We start from the raw sequence: 18613 nt of genomic DNA on the forward strand, positions 1-18613 counted from the left end.
TTAACTCATCTTTAAATCCAAGCCCCATAGTTGCACCTAAACTCAGAAACCCGAAAATAACGAGAGTTATAAAATGCAAAATTGTGGCAATGGCAATCTGTTTAATTTTCATCGTGCAACATAACAGCGTATTAGCGAGAATTCCGATAAACATCCTGAAAAGCTCACCAAAACTCAACATCCATACTACTTTAATTATTAATAATTTTAGTAACTTATCAGCTTAAACAACCCAAATCAATCACCTTTTAGTCTAGGAAAAAACGAGAATTTAGATAACCGAGAATGATATGGCTCGTCATATGGATCCGATTTTTTAACAAAATAAGCTAATTCAATTGGATAGCATTGTCCTTTAGGTAAAACCGAGAATTTTTGCGATTACATAACGAGAACAAAACTGGCATTTTTACAAGAATGAATTATAACTGTATATACATACAGTTATAATGTCAGTTTGAATCAAAAGGAGTTGATATGTCAACATCACCATTTCTCGAGTCAATTCGTACCGAACTTCGCACTCGTCGTTACAGTATCAAAACAGAGAAAGTATATTTATATTGGATAAAGCAATTTATCCTTTTCAATGACAAAAAACATCCTCAAGACATGGGTAATACCGAAATTGAGCGTTTCTTAAATCACTTAGCAGTCAATCGGCAGGTAAGTGCTGCAACACAAAACCAAGCTTTATGCGCAATTATTTATGTATATAAACATATTATTCGAAGAGAGATATCGGATTTACGTTATTCGTTTACTAAGCGGGAGCAGTCCATACCGACAGTGCTAACCCACGAGGAGGCTACAAACATTATTAGCCACCTTTCTGGCCAATATTGGTTAATGGCATCACTTCTATATGGTGGAGGATTACGAATAAATGAGGTATTAAAGCTAAGAATTAAAGATGTAAACATAGAGAATAATACGTTATTTATTTTTAGAGGCAAAGGTAAAAAAGACCGTTATACATTATTGCCAAAATCCTTAAGCCATTCTTTGGATAACCAATTTAGTATCGTAAAAGCGTGCCACCAGCAAGATTTAAATGAAGGATATGGGTTAGCATCTTTGCCACCTGCACTATTACGCAAATATGGTAATGCCGCTAAAGATTTATCTTGGCAGTATGTTTTCCCCTCATCGACACGCTGTACACATCCATATGATGGCTATATTTGTCGTCATCATATTCACGAAACAACATTTAGAAAACAATTGCGCAAAGCAGTATTAATCAGCTAAATACCGAAGCAAGTAAAAGCACATACCTTTAGGCATACGTTTGCGACTCAACTACTGCAAAATGGTACCAATATTCGTAATGTTCAAGAACTATTAGGCCATTCATATCTTAAAACGACTGAACTGTATACTCATGTTATAGGTTCTCGCTTTAGTCATACTACCAGCCCAATAGATAGATAACGCCCATAAAAAAGGACTCTTATGAGCCCTTTTACACTGAGATGATAACAACCGCTTTGGCTGCGGCTTACCGCCTATGAGACTTAGCTACGCAAACCAATTCCGCGCGAAATCAAATAGTAAGCTACTGCCCACAAGCTGACGCAAAAGCCAACCATGATGGCGATAGATAACGGTACACTGAGGTCGGCAAAACCTAAAAATCCGTAGCGGAATACGTTAATCATGTATACCACAGGATTTAAACCCGATACACCTTGCCAAAAAGGTGGCAATAATGATAACGAGTAAAATACACCGCCTAAGTAGGTGAGTGGCGTAAGAATAAAGGTCGGGATAATACTGATATCGTCAAAGCTTTTGGCAAACACGGCATTAATCAAGCCACCGAGTGAGAATAACACTGAGGTTAAAAACATGGTGATAACGACCAAGCCAACATGATGTAAGGAGATATCAACAAACAACATCGCCACTGTGGTCACAATTAGGCCCACGCATAACCCACGGGCGACACCGCCGCCGACATAACCAGCTATCATCACGTAATGCGGTACTGGAGCCACCATGATTTCTTCAATGTTGCGTTGAAACTTGGCGCTGTAAAACGATGAGGCCACATTAGAGTATGAGCTGGTGATCACCGACATCATGATTAAACCAGGAGCGATAAACTCCATGTAGGTCACGCCGCCCATTTCACCGATGCGGCTACCAACTAAGTTACCAAAAATTAAAAAATATAACGTCATGGTAATGGCTGGCGGCACTAGTGTTTGGATCCAAATACGGGTGAAGCGATTAATTTCTTTGGTTAAAATACTTTTAAAAGCCACAAAATACAGACTTTTCATTATTTTGACTCCTTGGCTTTCTCTACCAGCTCTACAAACAATTCTTCTAGACGGTTGGCTTTATTGCGCATCGACAAGACTTCGATATTGGCTGAAGTAAACTGAGTAAATAACTCATTAATGTTATTCGATTTGGCCACATCGACTTCTAAAGTATGTGCATCAGTTAAGCGGCAATTCATATTGGTTAACTGAGGGGCAACATCGAGATCATGACGTAAATCGAAAATAAAGGTTTCAACATCTAGCTTGCTCAATAAAGCCTTCATGGTGGTGCATTCCACCAGCAAACCGGTATCGATAATACCAATGGTGCGACACAGCATTTCGGCTTCTTCAAGGTAGTGTGTGGTTAAAATAATCGTCACACCTTGTTTGTTAATTTGCTTTAAAAACTCCCACATTGAACGACGAAGTTCAATGTCGACGCCTGCTGTTGGCTCATCTAATATTAGTAATTTAGGTTCGTGCATTAACGCACGCGCAATCATTAAACGGCGTTTCATGCCACCAGACAGTTCGCGCGCTTGAGCATGGCGTTTTTGCCATAAATCAAGTTGGGTGAGATATTTTTCAGCACGTTGTAATGCTACGGCTTTTGGCACGCCGTAGTAACCCGCTTGGTTAACCACAATTTGTTGCACGGTTTCAAACTGGTTAAAATTAAATTCTTGCGGTACTAACCCGATACATAACTTGGCATGTTCGAGATCTTTATCTATATCGAAACCAAATACCGAAACCGTGCCAGCGGTTTTCTGCACCAATGAGCTGATAATGCCGATGGTGGTAGATTTACCTGCACCATTGGGGCCAAGCAAAGCAAAGAAGTCACCTTGCTTTACCGTCAAACTAATTGACTTAACGGCTTCTACACCGCCTTTATAGGTTTTTTTAAGGTTATCGATCACCAATGCATTGGCGTTATCGGCCATATTGAAATCCTCAACTTACAATGAAAAAAAACTCCCACATCGGCGGGAGTTTATAAATTATGTTTGCTTAATCCAGTGGTACAACTTTAGCGATATAAGGCAAGTTGCGGTATTGCTCTGCGTAGTCGATACCGTAACCGACAATAAACTCGTCAGGAATTGTGATACCAATAAAGTCGACGTGTACATCAACCTCGCGGCGTTCTGGCTTATCTAATAAGGTACAAAGCGCTAAACTTTTTGGTTCGCGCAGTAGTAACATCTCGCGCACTTTATTTAAGGTGTTGCCTGAGTCGATTAAGTCTTCAACAATTAACACGTCACGGCCAGAGATATCAGACTGCACGTCTTTAAGCACTTTAACGTCGCGTGAGCTAGTGGTTGAATTACCATAACTTGATACTGCCATAAAGTCGATTTCAACATGGCCTTTGATGCGGCGACATAAATCGGCCATAAACACTACAGAACCTTTTAATAGGCCAACCATTAATAAGCGTTCACTGTCAGCGTAATGAGCATTAATGCGTTCAGCTAACTGGTCTAAAGTTTTATTGATTTCTTGCTCAGAAATCATCATTTCAATGGTGTGCTTCATAAATCTCTCAATTGTCGATGTCGTGTGACTGAGTACGTCCGTATCCCCAGCGACTCGTTAAGTCGTGTTCAATACCCAAATGATCAAGTATTCGGGAAACCATGAAGTTTACCAGATCTTGAACCGATTTGGGATTATGATAAAAACCTGGTGCCGCTGGCATGATGGTCGCACCATTGCGTGTAAGGCTTAACATATGCTCTAAGTGTATGGCACTAAAAGGAGTTTCACGCGGAACAAGGATTAACTGCCCACGCTCTTTTAATACTACGTCTGCTGCTCTTTCGAGCAAATTATTACTCATTCCAGTGGCGACAGCAGCTAATGTGCCGGTTGAACACGGACAAATCACCATTTGTTTTGGTGCCGCACTGCCTGATGCTGGCGGCGAAAACCATTCATCTTTACCTAACACCACTAATTCGCCTTTTAATGGCTCATCAGAATTATGCAGTTGCTCAAGTAATTGAGCCTTGGCTTTATCTGGATTTGCGCTCAGTTGTAACCCATGCTCGGTGGCTAACACCACACGTGCTGCGCTGGATACCATTAAAAAAACTTGGTAATCAGCCGCGAGCAAGCATTCAAGCAACTTAATGCCATATGGTGCGCCAGATGCGCCGGTCCAGGCGAGACTAATTGCTTTGGCTTTTTTGGCATAGGCCATGTTGTACCCTCTATCGGCTAAAGCCGTTACGCTAGAGCCTTAATTATTTTCTGGTGAATACCATTAAAGCCACCATTACTCATAATGACCACGGTATCACCTTTATTGGCGGTGGTGGCTACTGTGTTAATAATGTCTTCTATATTGTTAAACACAGTCACAGGAAGTGGCGCATTAGCCATACTGGCATGAATGTCCCAACCAATATTGTCCGCTTGATATAAGTAGCCAACATCAGCCAATACCATCGAATTGGCCAGCGTATCTTTATGTACACCGCTTTTCATGGTGTTCGATCGCGGCTCTAGCACTACAATAATCTTGCCATTAGCATGATCACTGGAAGCCACTTTGGCCCTTAGCCCTTGTAAGGTGGTGGCAATAGCGGTTGGATGATGAGCAAAATCGTCATACACAGACACCCCATTAACGGTAGCCAATAATTCTAAACGACGCTTAGGTGGACTGAACTGTGTCAATGCCTCAATAGCATGGCTTGGTGCTACGCCAACATGACGTGCCGCAGCGATAGCCATAATTGCGTTTTCGATATTGTGCTGACCTATCAATGCCCAGTGTAATATCCCTTGTGACTCCCCCTTAAACAGCACTTCAAACACATGGCCGTCGTCGGCAATAGTACGCGACTGCCAAGCACTTGGTTCACCTTGGCTTGCTAAAGGACTCTCTGAATGATTAGCTATATCTGTGGCTAAGGTTGGCGATTTAGAATAAATTTCTTGTTCGCTCCAACAGCCCATATCAATCACTTGCTGCACAGCTTCAACATCGCTAGGCCAAATAACCTTACCTTCGCCCGGCACAGTGCGGATAACATGATTAAATTGACGTTGAATGGCTGCGAGATCGGCAAAAATATCGGCATGATCAAATTCAAGATTATTGATCACTAACGTGCGTGGATGGTAATGCACAAACTTAGAGCGTTTATCAAAAAAGGCACTGTCGTATTCGTCGGCTTCAACCACAAAAAACACTGAGTTACCTAAACGGGCTGACACGCCAAAGTTTTGCGGCACGCCACCAATTAAAAATCCCGGCTCGTAGCCGCAGTACTCTAAAACCCACGCGAGCATGCTGGAGGTAGAGGTTTTGCCGTGAGTACCCGCTACCGCCAACACCCAACGGTCTTGCAAAATATGTTCAGACAAAAACTGCGGCCCAGAAGTGTATTTAATACCACGGTTTAATACCGCTTCTACACATGGATTACCGCGACTCATGGCATTACCAATAACCACTAAATCTGGTTGATTATCGCCTTCTTTGCCTAATTGAATGGGATCAAAACCTTGGATTAGCTCAATACCTTGTTGCTCAAGCTGGGTGCTCATCGGCGGGTAAACGTTAGCATCACTGCCGGTTACTTTGTGGCCCATTGCGCGGGCTAGTAGGGCTAAACCGCCCATAAAAGTGCCACAAATACCTAATATGTGTACGTGCATATTCAACTCTAATTGGTCCGTAATATGGCGGTTATTCTAATCTATTGCGCAACAGAATGTCAGTTAACAATGATTGAAATTAATCTAGGGTCTGTTGCTAATACAAAATAAAAAACAGTCCCATACTGAGTACGGTTGTGAGTAAGGTGTTGCGGGTAACGTAAGCCAGCACTGTGGCCACCAGAGCACAAGTTAAATAGGGGTTATATACACTAATAGCAAGTTGGCCTTCGGGCACAAACACAATTGGCGCTAAGATAGCGGTTAATACCGCTGGGGCTGAATAGCTTAAAAACGTTAAAGTATTTTTACTTAAGCGAATAGGCAATTTAGGTTCTAACAACAAGTGTCGACTAATAAACACCACTGCCGCCATGGAGAAAATAATCAGCCAGATCATAGCTTGTGATCCTTATTTGCGGTCACTGAAGAAGTAGATTCAGCGGTATTCGAATTAGCGATAGCAGAATCAATGTTACTCGAATCAACTCTAGCCGAAACCACAGCGTCTTCGTTAGTCAATTTGGCGTAAGTCATGCCTGCTGCCATGCCCGATATTGCCGCAATTAATAGCCCGGCTTGAATCGCAAATACTGCGCACACGACAGCTAAGGTAAGCGACACCAGGACACACACTAATATTGATGGCTTTTTTACTGTGGGGACTACGATGGCGATAAAGGTGGCAGCGATGGCAAAGTCGAGTCCGAGTTCGCCTAAGTTGTCGATAGACTGCCCTGCGACAATGCCAAGCAAAGTAGCAATATTCCAACCAAGATAAAAGGTTAAGCCGCCGCCCAAAGCATACCAGCGATCAAACTGATGTTGCGCTGGCGAGTCGCCTTTATGAGCTTGATTGGCGATAGCAAACAGTTCATCTGTGAGTAAAAAACCTAAGCCTAAACGCCATTTAAGGGGTAAAGGGCTTATATGAGTGCGCATCGCCATGGCATACAGCAAATGTCGAGAGGTGATCAGTAAGGTGGTGATCAAGATACTGCTAATACCAATACCGGCTTTTATCATACCGAGTGCAACCAACTGGGCACTACCCGCAAAGATAATTGCAGACATCGCTTGGCTTTCAACTGGCGTTAGGCCCACTTCCAGTGCAAACGATCCGGCGAGTATCCCCCAAGGGATCACCGCAATCGTCAGCGGCATAACGGCAAGCGCACCAGCTAAAAACGATTTAGTTTTGCTGGGGGTAACAGAAGTTAACTCAAGGGTGTCCACGTTATATCCTTATTGACTGATATTGTTATTCCCTCAAATACAGCTTGATAGGAAACAAGAAGATTAGCTTAACGTGAATAAGTTAGTAAAGCCCTTGAAATATGATCATGAATCTTACCAGGGTATCAGTTGATCTATAACGTTTTTAGCTGTGATTAATCGCTCGATGAAATATACAAGTATGAGCGTTATTCACTGGTTCAAAACATAGTATGTAGCATAGGTGTTAAATGCTAAATGCAGCAATACCCAACTCACTAACGCAGGCACTCATGTGCAACCACAAGCTTAACCACAACCAAGCAATAAAAACCAATATTTAAATTAAAATCAATTACTTACAAAAACAAATGACGACAAAAGAAGATTGCTAACAAATTTCCAAGATTGGTGGCAAGTAATTGATGCTTTAATACTGATTTAACCTGTTTTTAAGCGGTAATTATCACACCACTACATTAGCTCAGCCTTAAGTAACGTTTATGATAAAATGACTCACCTCATATTTTTTACTATAAAAGACATTAAATATAGTATGTAGATTTTTATATTCATCATTTACATTTATCAAATAGTATTAGTCGCGACGATATTACCCAAAAACGTTTTGCACTTCTAAGTTGCAAAAAAACATATATTTTATATTCAAATTTAGTATCGAGAAAATCAAACGCCAAATTATACATTTATGCAATTAACTAAAAGTCTCGCATGAACGAATTTTAAACAAGTAAAAAATATACACAAAAAGGAATTACATTAAATGTAATTCCGATACGTATTAAATTCGAGTATATAAATCGAAAAGTGAAAAACACATGTTGGATTAAATAACTAACAAAGCAACCTAGGTTATCGTGAACAATGTGATTGAAAATATCATCTATTAAAAAATACCAATAACCGCCTACACCAAAGCCAATTTTTACTCAATAAGCATTAAGAAGTAAAACTATCAAGAAAACTCATACTAAGGTCTAGATACAACACCCAAGTTCACATCAAAACATATATTTATAATGCCCATATAACTAAAACAACATCTGCATCGACTTTATTGTTAAACAAGCTCACTGGTTAACTCGCGTATCTGCTGTTTTAACCAAGTAGCATCTTCATTATCTGCATTGGGATGCGTCACCAATACTAACTTTAATGGTTCTACAACGTTAAAAAGACGATTCACTTCGTATTCAGATATCTGACAAGCATGTAAACCTGACTCCTCATCTACCATGTCGTAAACGGCCTTGTAAGGTGTTAATGCCAACGACTTACAATCAGAAAGGTAATCAAATAAAGAAGATACATTTGTAATAGTCATTTCAGTTTCAAGAGGTAGATTGTTGAGTTGACAATACTCTTGAAACGGATTGATTATTGGCGCTTGGGCTCCCATAAGCGTATTGATGTATGGATACTCGGCAATACTTTCTAAAGTGATTTCTTGCTTTAAAATGCGATGATTTTTACAACTTAACAAGTACTGTGACCCCATTTCGGCAAGCACTTCAACGTGTAACTTTTGATCAAAGCAATGAATTTCCTCAGGGCTTTTACAGCCACACAAGACAATACTATTAGGATCGTTAGAAACGCTTTCTAGAGCATGTTTATCCCAATTGTTCACATTGATATGAATATCTTTATGATGCTCTTTAATTGAATTCATTAATGCACGTGGGTAAGCATGAGCAATCATTCCTGGCATCACTAATTCAAAATGTCGACTATGTGGTAATGAGGTACTATTCAGCCGATTGAAATTTTTAGCACAGTCCACAATTTCTTTTGCAATAGGATAGATCCTCCCTGCATAATCGTTCGGTACCAATCCATATTTACGTCTAATAAAAAGCTCATCACCGAATAGCAATCTTGCTGAATGTAAACAACGACTAATCTTTGATGCTGGTACATCCAGTATTCTAGACACATGAGTAGCCGATTTGTTTTCGTACAAACTTACTAATATAGAAAGTGTTAATAAGTCTAATTTATCTAAGTCAATCTTCTTCATCACAGATACTCCCTTAGAGGTATTTAACATATCATATTATCGATTTATATAATATTTCATAACTTTATTTTAAGTATTTGATGATTACTTAATCCAGATCATAAAAATCAGTTATCAAAAACAACTCATTTTACAAAAACACTTTAAAGAGGAAATAGCTTAAGTATGATTACTACCGAGGTGACGATTAAGCTTGCACAAAAATTATAAAGAAAAATGTCAAAATGAGCATTTCAACTTCTGCAATATTCAATTCAGCATTTTAAAAAACTCTATTGTAAACTTAAATATTAATATAGTTAAATAAATACTTTTCTTAATTTAACATGCTAAAAATAACAATAAGATCCAAATCATAACTACAATCAAATAAATAATAATCACCTCATTTAATTGATTACGATCAATTAAAAATGAAAATACAAGGATAGTATTAATCGTACGTCGACGACGTACAGTTAATAAAACAATAAGTGTTTGGAGGTTGGTATGTTCACTTCAGTCTTTTTAAGTTATGTATTTATATACTCAGTTTTATTTATCGTTGTTCCATTTATATTAGTTGTTTTCATTATGACTTGTATAAAGTTCTTCAAAACTAATACAGAGGACCACACAGTAAAATTTAAAAAAATGCTTTTTGATACTCAAAGTTTTGACTTTTTAAAATCACTAAAAACCATGATTGGCGAAAAATATGACGTTTGTTGTAACGTTCCAATCGATACCGTGTTTGAAATGGATTCACAAACTGCTGCCGAAAATCATACACGACTCGATTATGTCGTCATTGACCATGATTCGTCAGAAGTGAAGTTAGTTATCTCTGATTTTAGTAATCAAGATGATGCTAACTCAAAAAGTTTGTTCGAAAAATTCAACATTAAATTAGTTGAAATGGCTCGAGGCAAACCTTGTGACATGCAAATGTTAAAACTATCCCTACCTGTATGAAGACCTTATCGGGTGACGACAAGCTGTTTTCACTCGATATTTTATCTTTTTAAATTCTGATCGCGAGGATTCATTATGTCCGTGAATAAATGGCTATTGCCACTCGGCATAGGATTGCTATCACTGTTTCTTAGCCAAGGCGCTCTCAGCGATGAACTTACTGGCAAAATTAACAATGATTCATGCATGAAATGCCATAAACGAAATGGAGCAATGCAGGGATATCATAGCCATGACTCATTAAACATGAGTTGTAGCTCTTGCCATGGTGAAAAAGGCAATCATCCTAGAAAACCTAATGATTTGATGATGTTTTCTTCGGACAATGACATCCCTATTACTGCTAAAAATGCTGTATGCCTTAAATGTCATACGCCAACAAAGTTAGCTGACGCTGAATGGACACATAACGTACATGCGCAAAAAACCAGCTGTACATCTTGTCATCAATTGCACCCTAAATTAGATCCGATGTTGGGGTTAAGTGCCTCAGAGCGCAGCAATAAATGCCAAAACTGTCACTCGGTGCGAGGTAAGTAATCATGGAAAACTCAAGAAGGCATTTTCTTAAAAGCACCTGTGCATTGGTTGCAGGCGTGTCGGTATATCCACTCAGTGGCAAAAATGCCAATGCAGAAATGGAAGCCGATATAAACAACATAAAGTACGCTTTGTTACATGATGAAACCAAATGCATTGGCTGTAATGCCTGTGTTGAAGCATGTCGAGAAGTGAATCATGTCCCCGAAGGCGTTACACGACTAAGCATTGAAAGAACTGGACCATTTGGAGAATACCCTAATCAATTTTATCATTTCTCTCGGCATTCTTGCGAGCATTGCGAAGAGGCACCCTGCGTTTCTGTTTGTCCCACCGGTGCCGCCTTTATTAATAAAGAAACCGGTATTGTTGCAGTCAATGCAGATAAATGTGTCGGTTGCCAATACTGTATTGCAGCCTGCCCTTATGAAGTACGCTTTATTAATCCTGTGACTAAAGCTGCCGACAAATGTGATTTTTGCCGCGAAACGAATCTCAAACACGGTAAACAACCTGCCTGTGTAGAAATATGTCCGACAAAAGCATTAGTGTTTGGCAATCTTAAAGATCCCGAGTCCGAACTGGTTGCACTATTGAAGGCTAATCCGACTGAGCGCTTTAAGCAACGTTTAGGTACCCGGCCTAAAATATTTCGTATTAAAGCGAAACTAGGGGAGATTATATTATGAGTGCTTTTCATTTTGATACCTTGGTTTGGCACTGGCCCATTGCAATATACCTCTTTTTAGCGGGGGTATCCGCAGGCGCCATGTTCTTCTCTGTTTTATTGAAACATTTTTGCCTAAAGGATAAAGCACATCAGTCTGGATTTATTATCGCTGCGTGTATTATTGCGGCAATTTCCGTGGTAGCAGGATTGGGGGTGTTGGTATTAGATTTAACCAAACCTTTGGACTTTTGGAAGATCCTAGTGTTTTACAACCCTACATCGGTAATGTCGATGGGTGTGCTTATATTAATGCTTTATCAAGTATTTATGTATGCCTGGATTGTAATTACATTCAGAAAAATCATTGATGATTTTTGTGAACAACGTTTTTCGATTGTTTGTAAGCTAACACGCATTATCGCGCATTATGAAGCAGGTATAACCGGCTTACTAGTTATCTTCTGTGTATCGTTAGGTGCCTATACCGGCTTTTTATTATCCGCTCAACCTCACTTCCCTATGTGGAATACTGGCGTGTTACCTTTGCTGTTTTTGGTTTCAGGCTTATCTTCAGGTGCTGCGGCAACGTTATTAGGTGGTGTGTTACTCAAAGGCAACCCCAATGGTGCAGAAGTTCGTTTCATTCATAAAATAGAGATCCCACTGATTTTAGGCGAGATACTACTTATGTTCACCTTCTTCCTGGGTTTAGTCTTCAGTGGTGGCCAAAGCAAGGTGGCGGCATTCAATGCTGTCGGAGTAGGTTTTTGGGGCTTTATATTTTGGTTTGGGATTATGGGATTAGGATTATCGGCCCCATTAGCGATGAACTTATTTATGACCGCCACTTCAAAACGCAAGTTTGCCTATGTTGCCGGAACGGCATGCTTAAGTTTATTGGGGGTTATATTGTTGCGTAACTTCATCCTTTACACTGGTCAAATGGTAGTAAACTAGTCGCACTTTTAACGGTGATAGCACGCATTAGCAACCGTACTGTCACCGTATATCTAACAGAGACTAACTCGCTTGGCGTTACACCTATTTCATCACTTGCCATTACCGCCTAACTATTTTCGACCAAGTGAACATCAGCAATCATTAGAACAGAGTGATTAAAACAGCGTCGTTCAAACTCAGTCATATAGCTCAGTCATTTAAGCTTCGCAATACTCCCTACCCCTTAGATCCGATATGAGTATTTTCAATTACAGCTGAGTAAATTGTCTAATTAAATTATGATACACATTATGCAAGTTATCTAATTCAGCACGATCGGTATGTTCAGCTTTAATCAAATTTTGAATGCTTTGATCGAGCTGATATAAGGTTTGACGTAAAGTCATATCGGCAACCATACTTTGCATCCATGTAATAGCTGCAATCCGCTGCCCTCGAGTTACCGCAGTCACTTTATGCAAACTACTCGACGGATATACTACAGCGTATCCTGCCGGTAATTTAATGTGTTGCTGGCCAAATTCGGTGGCAATAACTAACTCACCACCGTCATACTCTTCGGGTTCACTCAAAAATACCGTCATTGATACATCACTGCGGATGACTTCTGCGGTATTAGGGATACGCATAATGGCTGCATCAACATGATAGCCATACTCTTCGGTTTCGCTATAACGATTAAAGCACGGCGGAAATATCTTGTGCGGTAACGCCGCCGATACAATTTTAGGCGTTTCGCCAATACGTGCCAGTAGCTGATTAGCGAGTTGGCGCACATTAGCGTGTTGTGCATCTGCTTGATTGTTATTTTTAACCGACGCCGCCATCCCCATTGCGGTTTTACGACCGTCGCCCCACGGACATTCAGCCAATTGCTGACGATAAGCGCTGACGTCTTGTTTCGAGAGAATTTGTTCAATAACAATCATGCAAACACCTTTAATTAAAACTCATATGTCATCGATAATTTAGCATTACGGGCATCACCTAAGTACATAAATGAGCCAGAACGATAAGCTGCAGTCCAGTATTCTTCATTGAGTATGTTGCCCACGTTTATACGGAAAGTTAAATCCTCGGAGGCATTGTAACTGGCAAATAAATCAACTACTTGATAGTTAGGTACCACAATGCTGTAACGGCTATTGTCGCTATCATATCCTGCAGCAGTGTCTGGTTGTCCACCATACATTTCACTTTGATAAGTGTAACTACCACCAAATACGAATGACTCTGTTAGCTCATAACGCAGCTGTAAATAAGCGCTTTCGTCTGCAAAATTACTCAGTACTAAACCAATGTTAGCTGGATTGTAAGACTCTAAAATTTCTGAATCCATTTTAGCTGCCGAGAATTGTATGCTGAGTTTGTCAGTAATATTGCCGACCATACCAAACTCGATACCTTTAACGCGGTTTTTACCTGTATTAAGTGTCCCCAAAGTTGAGTAGCTGTCGCCAACACTTTCCATTACATCACTTTTCGTGATTTGGAAAATCGATGCCGAAAACATCATTTTGTCGCCGAACAACATCCACTTGGTACCAAGCTCCAAGTTTTCAACCAATTCAGCGTCAGCTTCAGTTGCCTGATCTGGCGTACCACAAATACCACCATAACCGCAGTTAGCCCCTAAGTCAGACTCCCCGCCATTGATGTTAGTGGCAGTACTGTAATTAGCGTAAATATTAGCATCTTCAGATAAGTCATAAACTAAGCCAATATTACCGTTGTACATGGTATCTGAATAGGCATAATCCACTTCTCCACCACGACCCGTTGTGTCGTTACTGTAATCAAAGCTGTCTTGTCTAAAACCAAAGAACAAGGCTAGCTGATCGGTTAATTCGACCGTATCCATTACGTATGCCGATACGGTTTCGATGTCGTATACAGCATCTGAGCCACCATCAACATAGCTGCGATTCATTAATTGGCCAATATTATCGACAGCATTTCCGTTACCATCAATAATACAATATGACTCTGATACGCCACCGCGACCATTGGTTAAACAATTACCCTGATTGTTGTTGGTGATGCTATATACGCCGTTGTCGACATTTTCATCTGTATATTCAAGGCCAAATACTAACTTGTGATTAAAACCAAGTGCTTGGGTATTCCAAAATAGATTGAACTGAGTACTGACATAATCAACATCTTGATTACCTTGATGAGTACTCAACGTTAGAGTGCTAGCACCAGGTGCTGTTGGATCGGTAGCTGCACGCGTCGAGCCGCCCATACCTGTTGTAATGTAGCCGTTTTCGGTATGACCAACACGTGTCGCATTGTACAAAGTAATGCTGTCATTTAACTCATATTCGGTACGTAAGGTGAACGTGGATACTTTTGAATTTAAAAAGTCACCATCTTGAGCGTACACAGGAATATCTTTGATCGGTTCACGGGTTTCACGATCAAAATAACTGCCTAAATCTGGTACATCTTTCGCGTCTAGGTAGTAACCGTCGGCAGTAAATGACAATGCATCGGTGGCTTCGTACACACCTGATAACTGCACACCTTGACGTTCACTCGTAATACCTTCGCGACCGGGCTTGTCTTCTTCAGCCGTTAATCCGTTAAGACGCACTGCCACTTTTTCAGATATCGGTAAGTTATAGTCAACCGTTAAACGAGTATGATCGTCAGTGCCAACACCAAGATCGACGCGGCCAAAATCGTAAGCTACTGAGGCTTTTTTAGTCACACTGTTAATGGCACCGCCTGATGAACCACGGCCAGCAAATGTTGAACTAGGACCTTTGGTTATTTCAACACGCTCGGTAGCAAAACTTTCACGAGTGGTCATGCCAGGATCGCGAAGTCCATCAACAAACACGTCACTACGTGCTTCGTGGCCACGAATAATATAGCGATCACCGAACGCATTACCGTTTTCACCGGTACCAAGGGTCACACCAGCTTGGGCTGATAAAATATCTTTTAAATCAGTATTACCTGACTCTTGAATTTGATCTTGAGTTAACACGGTAATCACTTGCGGCGTATCGACAAGTGCAGCCATCCGACGTTTATCGGCAGAGTTATTAAACATGTAAACCGAGTTTTGCACGCCATGAACACGAATTCGCTCTATAGATTCGTCCGTTTGCGCTGGTTTACATTTCGCCAATATATCCTTATCGCAAGTTTCATTTTTAGTATCTGCAGCGTATAGCGCTGGGCTACTGAATACTAATGCTGCAGCTACCGCTTGAGCACCTAATGATAACTTACTGTAATTATTAGACTTCATGTTTAACATCATCCTGTTATTAATAAGCATTAACTAAATTTCATTTATGTGCTGCACTTTACATAAATGAAACAAAGATCGCAAATACAAATCATTATCATTTATGTAAAGATTCGTGCGGAGTGCGATTTAATTAACAAAATATAGAAATAAACACACAGGTAGGCGTTATTAGTAACCGTTTGAATACCGCTCAGAAAGAGCGGTCTGGTCGAAATAAGTTAACTGACTTGATAAAGCTCTAACGGAAGTCCATCTGGATCGCTAAAAAAGGTATATTGTTTGCCGGTATATTCGTCAATACGTACAGGCTCAACCGAAATATTATTCTGCTGCAAATGAGTAACTACAACATCGATGTCATCAACTTTGAACGCTAAATGGCGCAAACCTTGAGCCTCTGGATAACTGGGTCTTGGCGGTGCGCCATTAAATGAAAACAGCTCAATTTGACTGCCATCGGGCAAACTTAAATCGAGTTTGTAAGAATCACGTGCTTGGCGATAATGTTCCGCAATAACTTTTAAGCCTAATATTTGGCTGTAAAACGCTTTTGAGCGTGGGTAATCGGCACAAATAATCGCGACGTGATGAATTCCATTTAGCATGGTTGTCCTTATAAACCTATTCTTAAAAAAACCTTTTAAACTAAACACTTAATAAAATGAATTATCAATAGTATAAAGGTAAAAAAAATCCTGATAGCATAAGTCTATCAGGATTTTTATCTACTTGAAAAGCAGTCAGAAATCAGTCTAAATCTAATCGATTATCTTTAACGATAATCACTCAGACTAGATACCCACTTCACCACCATCGTTTTTACGGATCATCACAGTCGCCGCACGTGGACGTACTGTAATCCCTGCAGGTGTTATTTCGTCAGCTTTGTCTGAATATGGCCAGTTGCCAGGATGCTGAATATTAGCAAATACCGTTTTATAATCTGGCGTAATCGCAAAACCAGTAACCTCACAGCCATTAGGGCCAACAAAGAAACGCTTAAGCTGAGTTTGGTTGTCTGCGGTCAACACTTGTTGTTTACCATCGGCATCAAGCATGCTTGATGGCACAATTGCCAACATTTGATCGTTGGTTTCTTCGGTGACTTCCGAGGCTCCATTATCAGTTTGTACCCACAAAATACCGCGCTGGTCGAACGATAAACCATCTGGGCTAGCAAACTGGTTTAAATCCGTTAAGCCAGATAAGTTGGTCTCGGCATCACCATCAGCTGGTGAACCAAACACAAAGATATCCCAAGTAAACTCTGTTGCAGTCTCACCATCATCCCAACGGATAATATGACCAAAGTTGTTATTTAATCGTGGGTTAGCAGGGTTGGTGCTGTCGGTACGTTTATTGTTGTTCGTTAAGGTTAAATATACAGTACCAGTAAATGGATCTACGGTTGTCCACTCTGGACGATCCATTGGTGTTGCGCCCACTAAGTCAGCTGCGCCAGCTGTATTGATGATAATGGCTTCGAGTGAATCAAAGCTGTTTGCAAGAGTTTTGCCGTCAGTCGTCATGCCATCTAATGTCAATGGTAACCATTCACCGATGCCATCTTCACTGAACTTAGCTGCATATAAAGTCCCAGCATTCATGTATTTGTCGCCTACAGTTAGGCGATTAGTGCTATTTGCATCTGCAGGATCCCATGGAGCATCAGAAACAAACTTATACAAATATTCAAAACGTGAATCGTGGCCTGAATAAAATGAGATTGGTTTGCCTTCTTCAAGCTTACCAAACACACAACCTTCATGGCGGAAGCGACCTAATGCAGTGCGCTTAATCGCACGAGAATTGGGATTGTATGGATCAATTTCAACAATATAACCATAACCATTAGCTTCGTTACGATAATCGTTTGTGGCACTTGAACCTGTTGGCGTTATATCAAAACGAGAAAATTCATCTAAACGCTCCTCGTCATCACCAGCTAAATGGGTCCAACCATAACGAGTATCAGATGTTGAAATACCAATGCGGGTTTGATCTTCCGTTAAGGTGCCGTTATTAACAAAGTAACCAGGCCAGTTTTCTTCACACGTTAAGTAAGTTCCCCAAGGCGTATAACCATTACCACAGTTATTTAACGTACCGCGCGTTTGGCTACCATCTGGTGAATAGCGGGTTTCAAGGTATGAGCTGTACGCTAATGGCCCTGCTATATCCATCACAGTTGCAGCTGTAAAACGGCGGTTGTGGCGGTCATTTTCAACCACTTGCCAAATACCGCTAACTAATTTAATTCGTACAACAGAAACACCATGAGCATTGATTTCTTTACGTATTTCATCAATTACTGTGCGTTTGCCATCAGTGCTATACGTCGGACCATTTGGATGCAGAGCATCTTCATCTATGTATTCGTGGTTGATACACAATAAACCATCATCTGCGGCATCGTTAAGCGGAAAGAAATGCATGCCATCATGGTGCATCCCAACTGAGTTTTCTTGATCTACCGCGGTATTGCTGCCATCGGCTTTCCAGGCTGCTGCTTTGGTATTTAACGGCGTTCCCCAAGGTGCTAATACATAAGCTGAATACCCTGCAGGAATTGCTACTGCATCAGTTTTAGAACCCGCAATAGATTCAAAACCTAATACTGCTGAGCTTTTAAGCGGTGGAGTTGGCGTAACTGGTGCGGTAGGCGTTGTTGGCGTTTCTGCTGCAGAATTATTATCAGAACCACAAGCACTTAACCCGAACCCACCAAACGCAGTCATCGCACTAAGGCCTAAACCACGCTTAACAAAATTACGACGCGATAAATGATTTTCCATCACTTCATTGAAAGGTGTATTTTTGCTGTTGTTAAAACGAGTTGGATCAAATGTCGCCTTGCTCATAAATAGTCCTTAGATATGCTCTGAAAATAACTGATTAAATGTAGGTATAATTATTTGTCAGTTAAGATAAGCGTCTAATGTGACAACAAGGTACAAACTGGATGACAAAAATGTGGCAATAAAAAGACAATCACCACACCGCCAAATGTG

16 protein-coding genes and 1 pseudogene are annotated in these 18613 nt (G+C 40.5%); 5 read left to right on the forward strand and 12 right to left on the reverse strand.

The genetic code is table 11. The features are described 5' to 3' along the window. Positions 1 to 477: 477 nt before the first annotated feature. Positions 478 to 1434, forward strand: a pseudogene (locus H5164_RS08500) (integron integrase). Positions 1435 to 1517: 83 nt separating this feature from the next. On the opposite strand, the gene H5164_RS08505 reads toward H5164_RS08500, so the two are convergent. The 8 genes from H5164_RS08505 to H5164_RS08540 all read right to left on the reverse strand — a co-directional run bounded on the left by H5164_RS08505 (position 1518) and on the right by H5164_RS08540 (position 9210). Next, positions 1518 to 2288 (reverse strand): ABC transporter permease, encoded by a 771-nt coding sequence (locus H5164_RS08505; RefSeq protein WP_124017379.1) that lies wholly within the window; start codon positions 2286 to 2288, stop codon positions 1518 to 1520. Further along, positions 2288 to 3223: an ABC transporter ATP-binding protein gene (locus H5164_RS08510; protein ID WP_124017378.1), complete on the reverse strand. Its 936-nt coding sequence runs from the start codon at positions 3221 to 3223 to the stop codon at positions 2288 to 2290. The genes H5164_RS08505 and H5164_RS08510 overlap by 1 nt, the downstream gene beginning before the upstream one ends. 67 nt (positions 3224 to 3290) lie before the next feature. After that, entirely contained in the window at positions 3291 to 3821 is a 531-nt protein-coding gene (gene hpt / locus H5164_RS08515) for a hypoxanthine phosphoribosyltransferase (protein ID WP_124017377.1), read from the reverse strand. 7 nt (positions 3822 to 3828) lie between these two features. Further along, positions 3829 to 4488: a flavin prenyltransferase UbiX gene (locus tag H5164_RS08520; RefSeq protein ID WP_124017376.1), complete on the reverse strand. Its 660-nt coding sequence runs from the start codon at positions 4486 to 4488 to the stop codon at positions 3829 to 3831. Between the two features lie 26 nt (positions 4489 to 4514). Beyond that, entirely contained in the window at positions 4515 to 5954 is a 1440-nt protein-coding gene (gene mpl, locus H5164_RS08525) for a UDP-N-acetylmuramate:L-alanyl-gamma-D-glutamyl-meso-diaminopimelate ligase (RefSeq protein WP_182698619.1), read from the reverse strand. A gap of 97 nt (positions 5955 to 6051) precedes the next feature. Continuing rightward, on the reverse strand, positions 6052 to 6354 hold the full coding sequence (locus tag H5164_RS08530) for an AzlD domain-containing protein (RefSeq protein ID WP_182755639.1): 303 nt from the start codon (positions 6352 to 6354) through the stop codon (positions 6052 to 6054). Continuing rightward, a complete protein-coding gene (locus H5164_RS08535) occupies positions 6351 to 7190 on the reverse strand; it encodes an AzlC family ABC transporter permease (RefSeq protein ID WP_310736179.1) in 840 nt (279 codons plus the stop codon). The genes H5164_RS08530 and H5164_RS08535 overlap by 4 nt, the downstream gene beginning before the upstream one ends. 1060 nt (positions 7191 to 8250) lie before the next feature. After that, positions 8251 to 9210: a LysR family transcriptional regulator gene (locus tag H5164_RS08540; RefSeq protein ID WP_124017373.1), complete on the reverse strand. Its 960-nt coding sequence runs from the start codon at positions 9208 to 9210 to the stop codon at positions 8251 to 8253. Between the two features lie 489 nt (positions 9211 to 9699). Here H5164_RS08540 and H5164_RS08545 point away from each other — a divergent pair, with 489 nt between their 5' ends. From H5164_RS08545 to nrfD, 4 genes are all read left to right on the forward strand, one after another. Then, on the forward strand, positions 9700 to 10164 hold the full coding sequence (locus tag H5164_RS08545) for a hypothetical protein (protein ID WP_182698618.1): 465 nt from the start codon (positions 9700 to 9702) through the stop codon (positions 10162 to 10164). Between the two features lie 75 nt (positions 10165 to 10239). After that, the gene (locus tag H5164_RS08550; protein WP_182742970.1) at positions 10240 to 10704 is read left to right on the forward strand and encodes a cytochrome c3 family protein; all 465 of its coding nucleotides are present in this window, start codon (positions 10240 to 10242) and stop codon (positions 10702 to 10704) included. A 2-nt stretch (positions 10705 to 10706) separates the two neighbouring features. After that, positions 10707 to 11393 (forward strand): 4Fe-4S dicluster domain-containing protein, encoded by a 687-nt coding sequence (locus H5164_RS08555; protein ID WP_124017370.1) that lies wholly within the window; start codon positions 10707 to 10709, stop codon positions 11391 to 11393. Beyond that, on the forward strand, positions 11390 to 12331 hold the full coding sequence (nrfD, locus tag H5164_RS08560) for an NrfD/PsrC family molybdoenzyme membrane anchor subunit (protein WP_182755642.1): 942 nt from the start codon (positions 11390 to 11392) through the stop codon (positions 12329 to 12331). Before H5164_RS08555 ends, nrfD begins: the two co-directional genes overlap by 4 nt. 251 nt (positions 12332 to 12582) lie before the next feature. Here nrfD and H5164_RS08565 read toward each other — a convergent pair whose 3' ends face one another. The 4 genes from H5164_RS08565 to H5164_RS08580 all read right to left on the reverse strand — a co-directional run bounded on the left by H5164_RS08565 (position 12583) and on the right by H5164_RS08580 (position 18463). Beyond that, on the reverse strand, positions 12583 to 13263 hold the full coding sequence (locus H5164_RS08565) for a Fe2+-dependent dioxygenase (protein ID WP_182755644.1): 681 nt from the start codon (positions 13261 to 13263) through the stop codon (positions 12583 to 12585). A 14-nt stretch (positions 13264 to 13277) separates the two neighbouring features. Continuing rightward, positions 13278 to 15608: a TonB-dependent receptor gene (locus tag H5164_RS08570; protein WP_404948421.1), complete on the reverse strand. Its 2331-nt coding sequence runs from the start codon at positions 15606 to 15608 to the stop codon at positions 13278 to 13280. A 212-nt stretch (positions 15609 to 15820) separates the two neighbouring features. Further along, on the reverse strand, positions 15821 to 16207 hold the full coding sequence (locus H5164_RS08575) for a VOC family protein (RefSeq protein ID WP_124017366.1): 387 nt from the start codon (positions 16205 to 16207) through the stop codon (positions 15821 to 15823). 186 nt (positions 16208 to 16393) lie between these two features. Beyond that, the gene (locus H5164_RS08580) at positions 16394 to 18463 is read right to left on the reverse strand and encodes a PhoX family phosphatase (protein WP_182755649.1); all 2070 of its coding nucleotides are present in this window, start codon (positions 18461 to 18463) and stop codon (positions 16394 to 16396) included. Positions 18464 to 18613 lie beyond the last annotated feature (150 nt).

Source organism: Shewanella sp. SG41-3 (assembly GCF_014164545.1).
GTDB classification, from domain to species: Bacteria; Pseudomonadota; Gammaproteobacteria; order Enterobacterales; family Shewanellaceae; genus Shewanella; species Shewanella vesiculosa.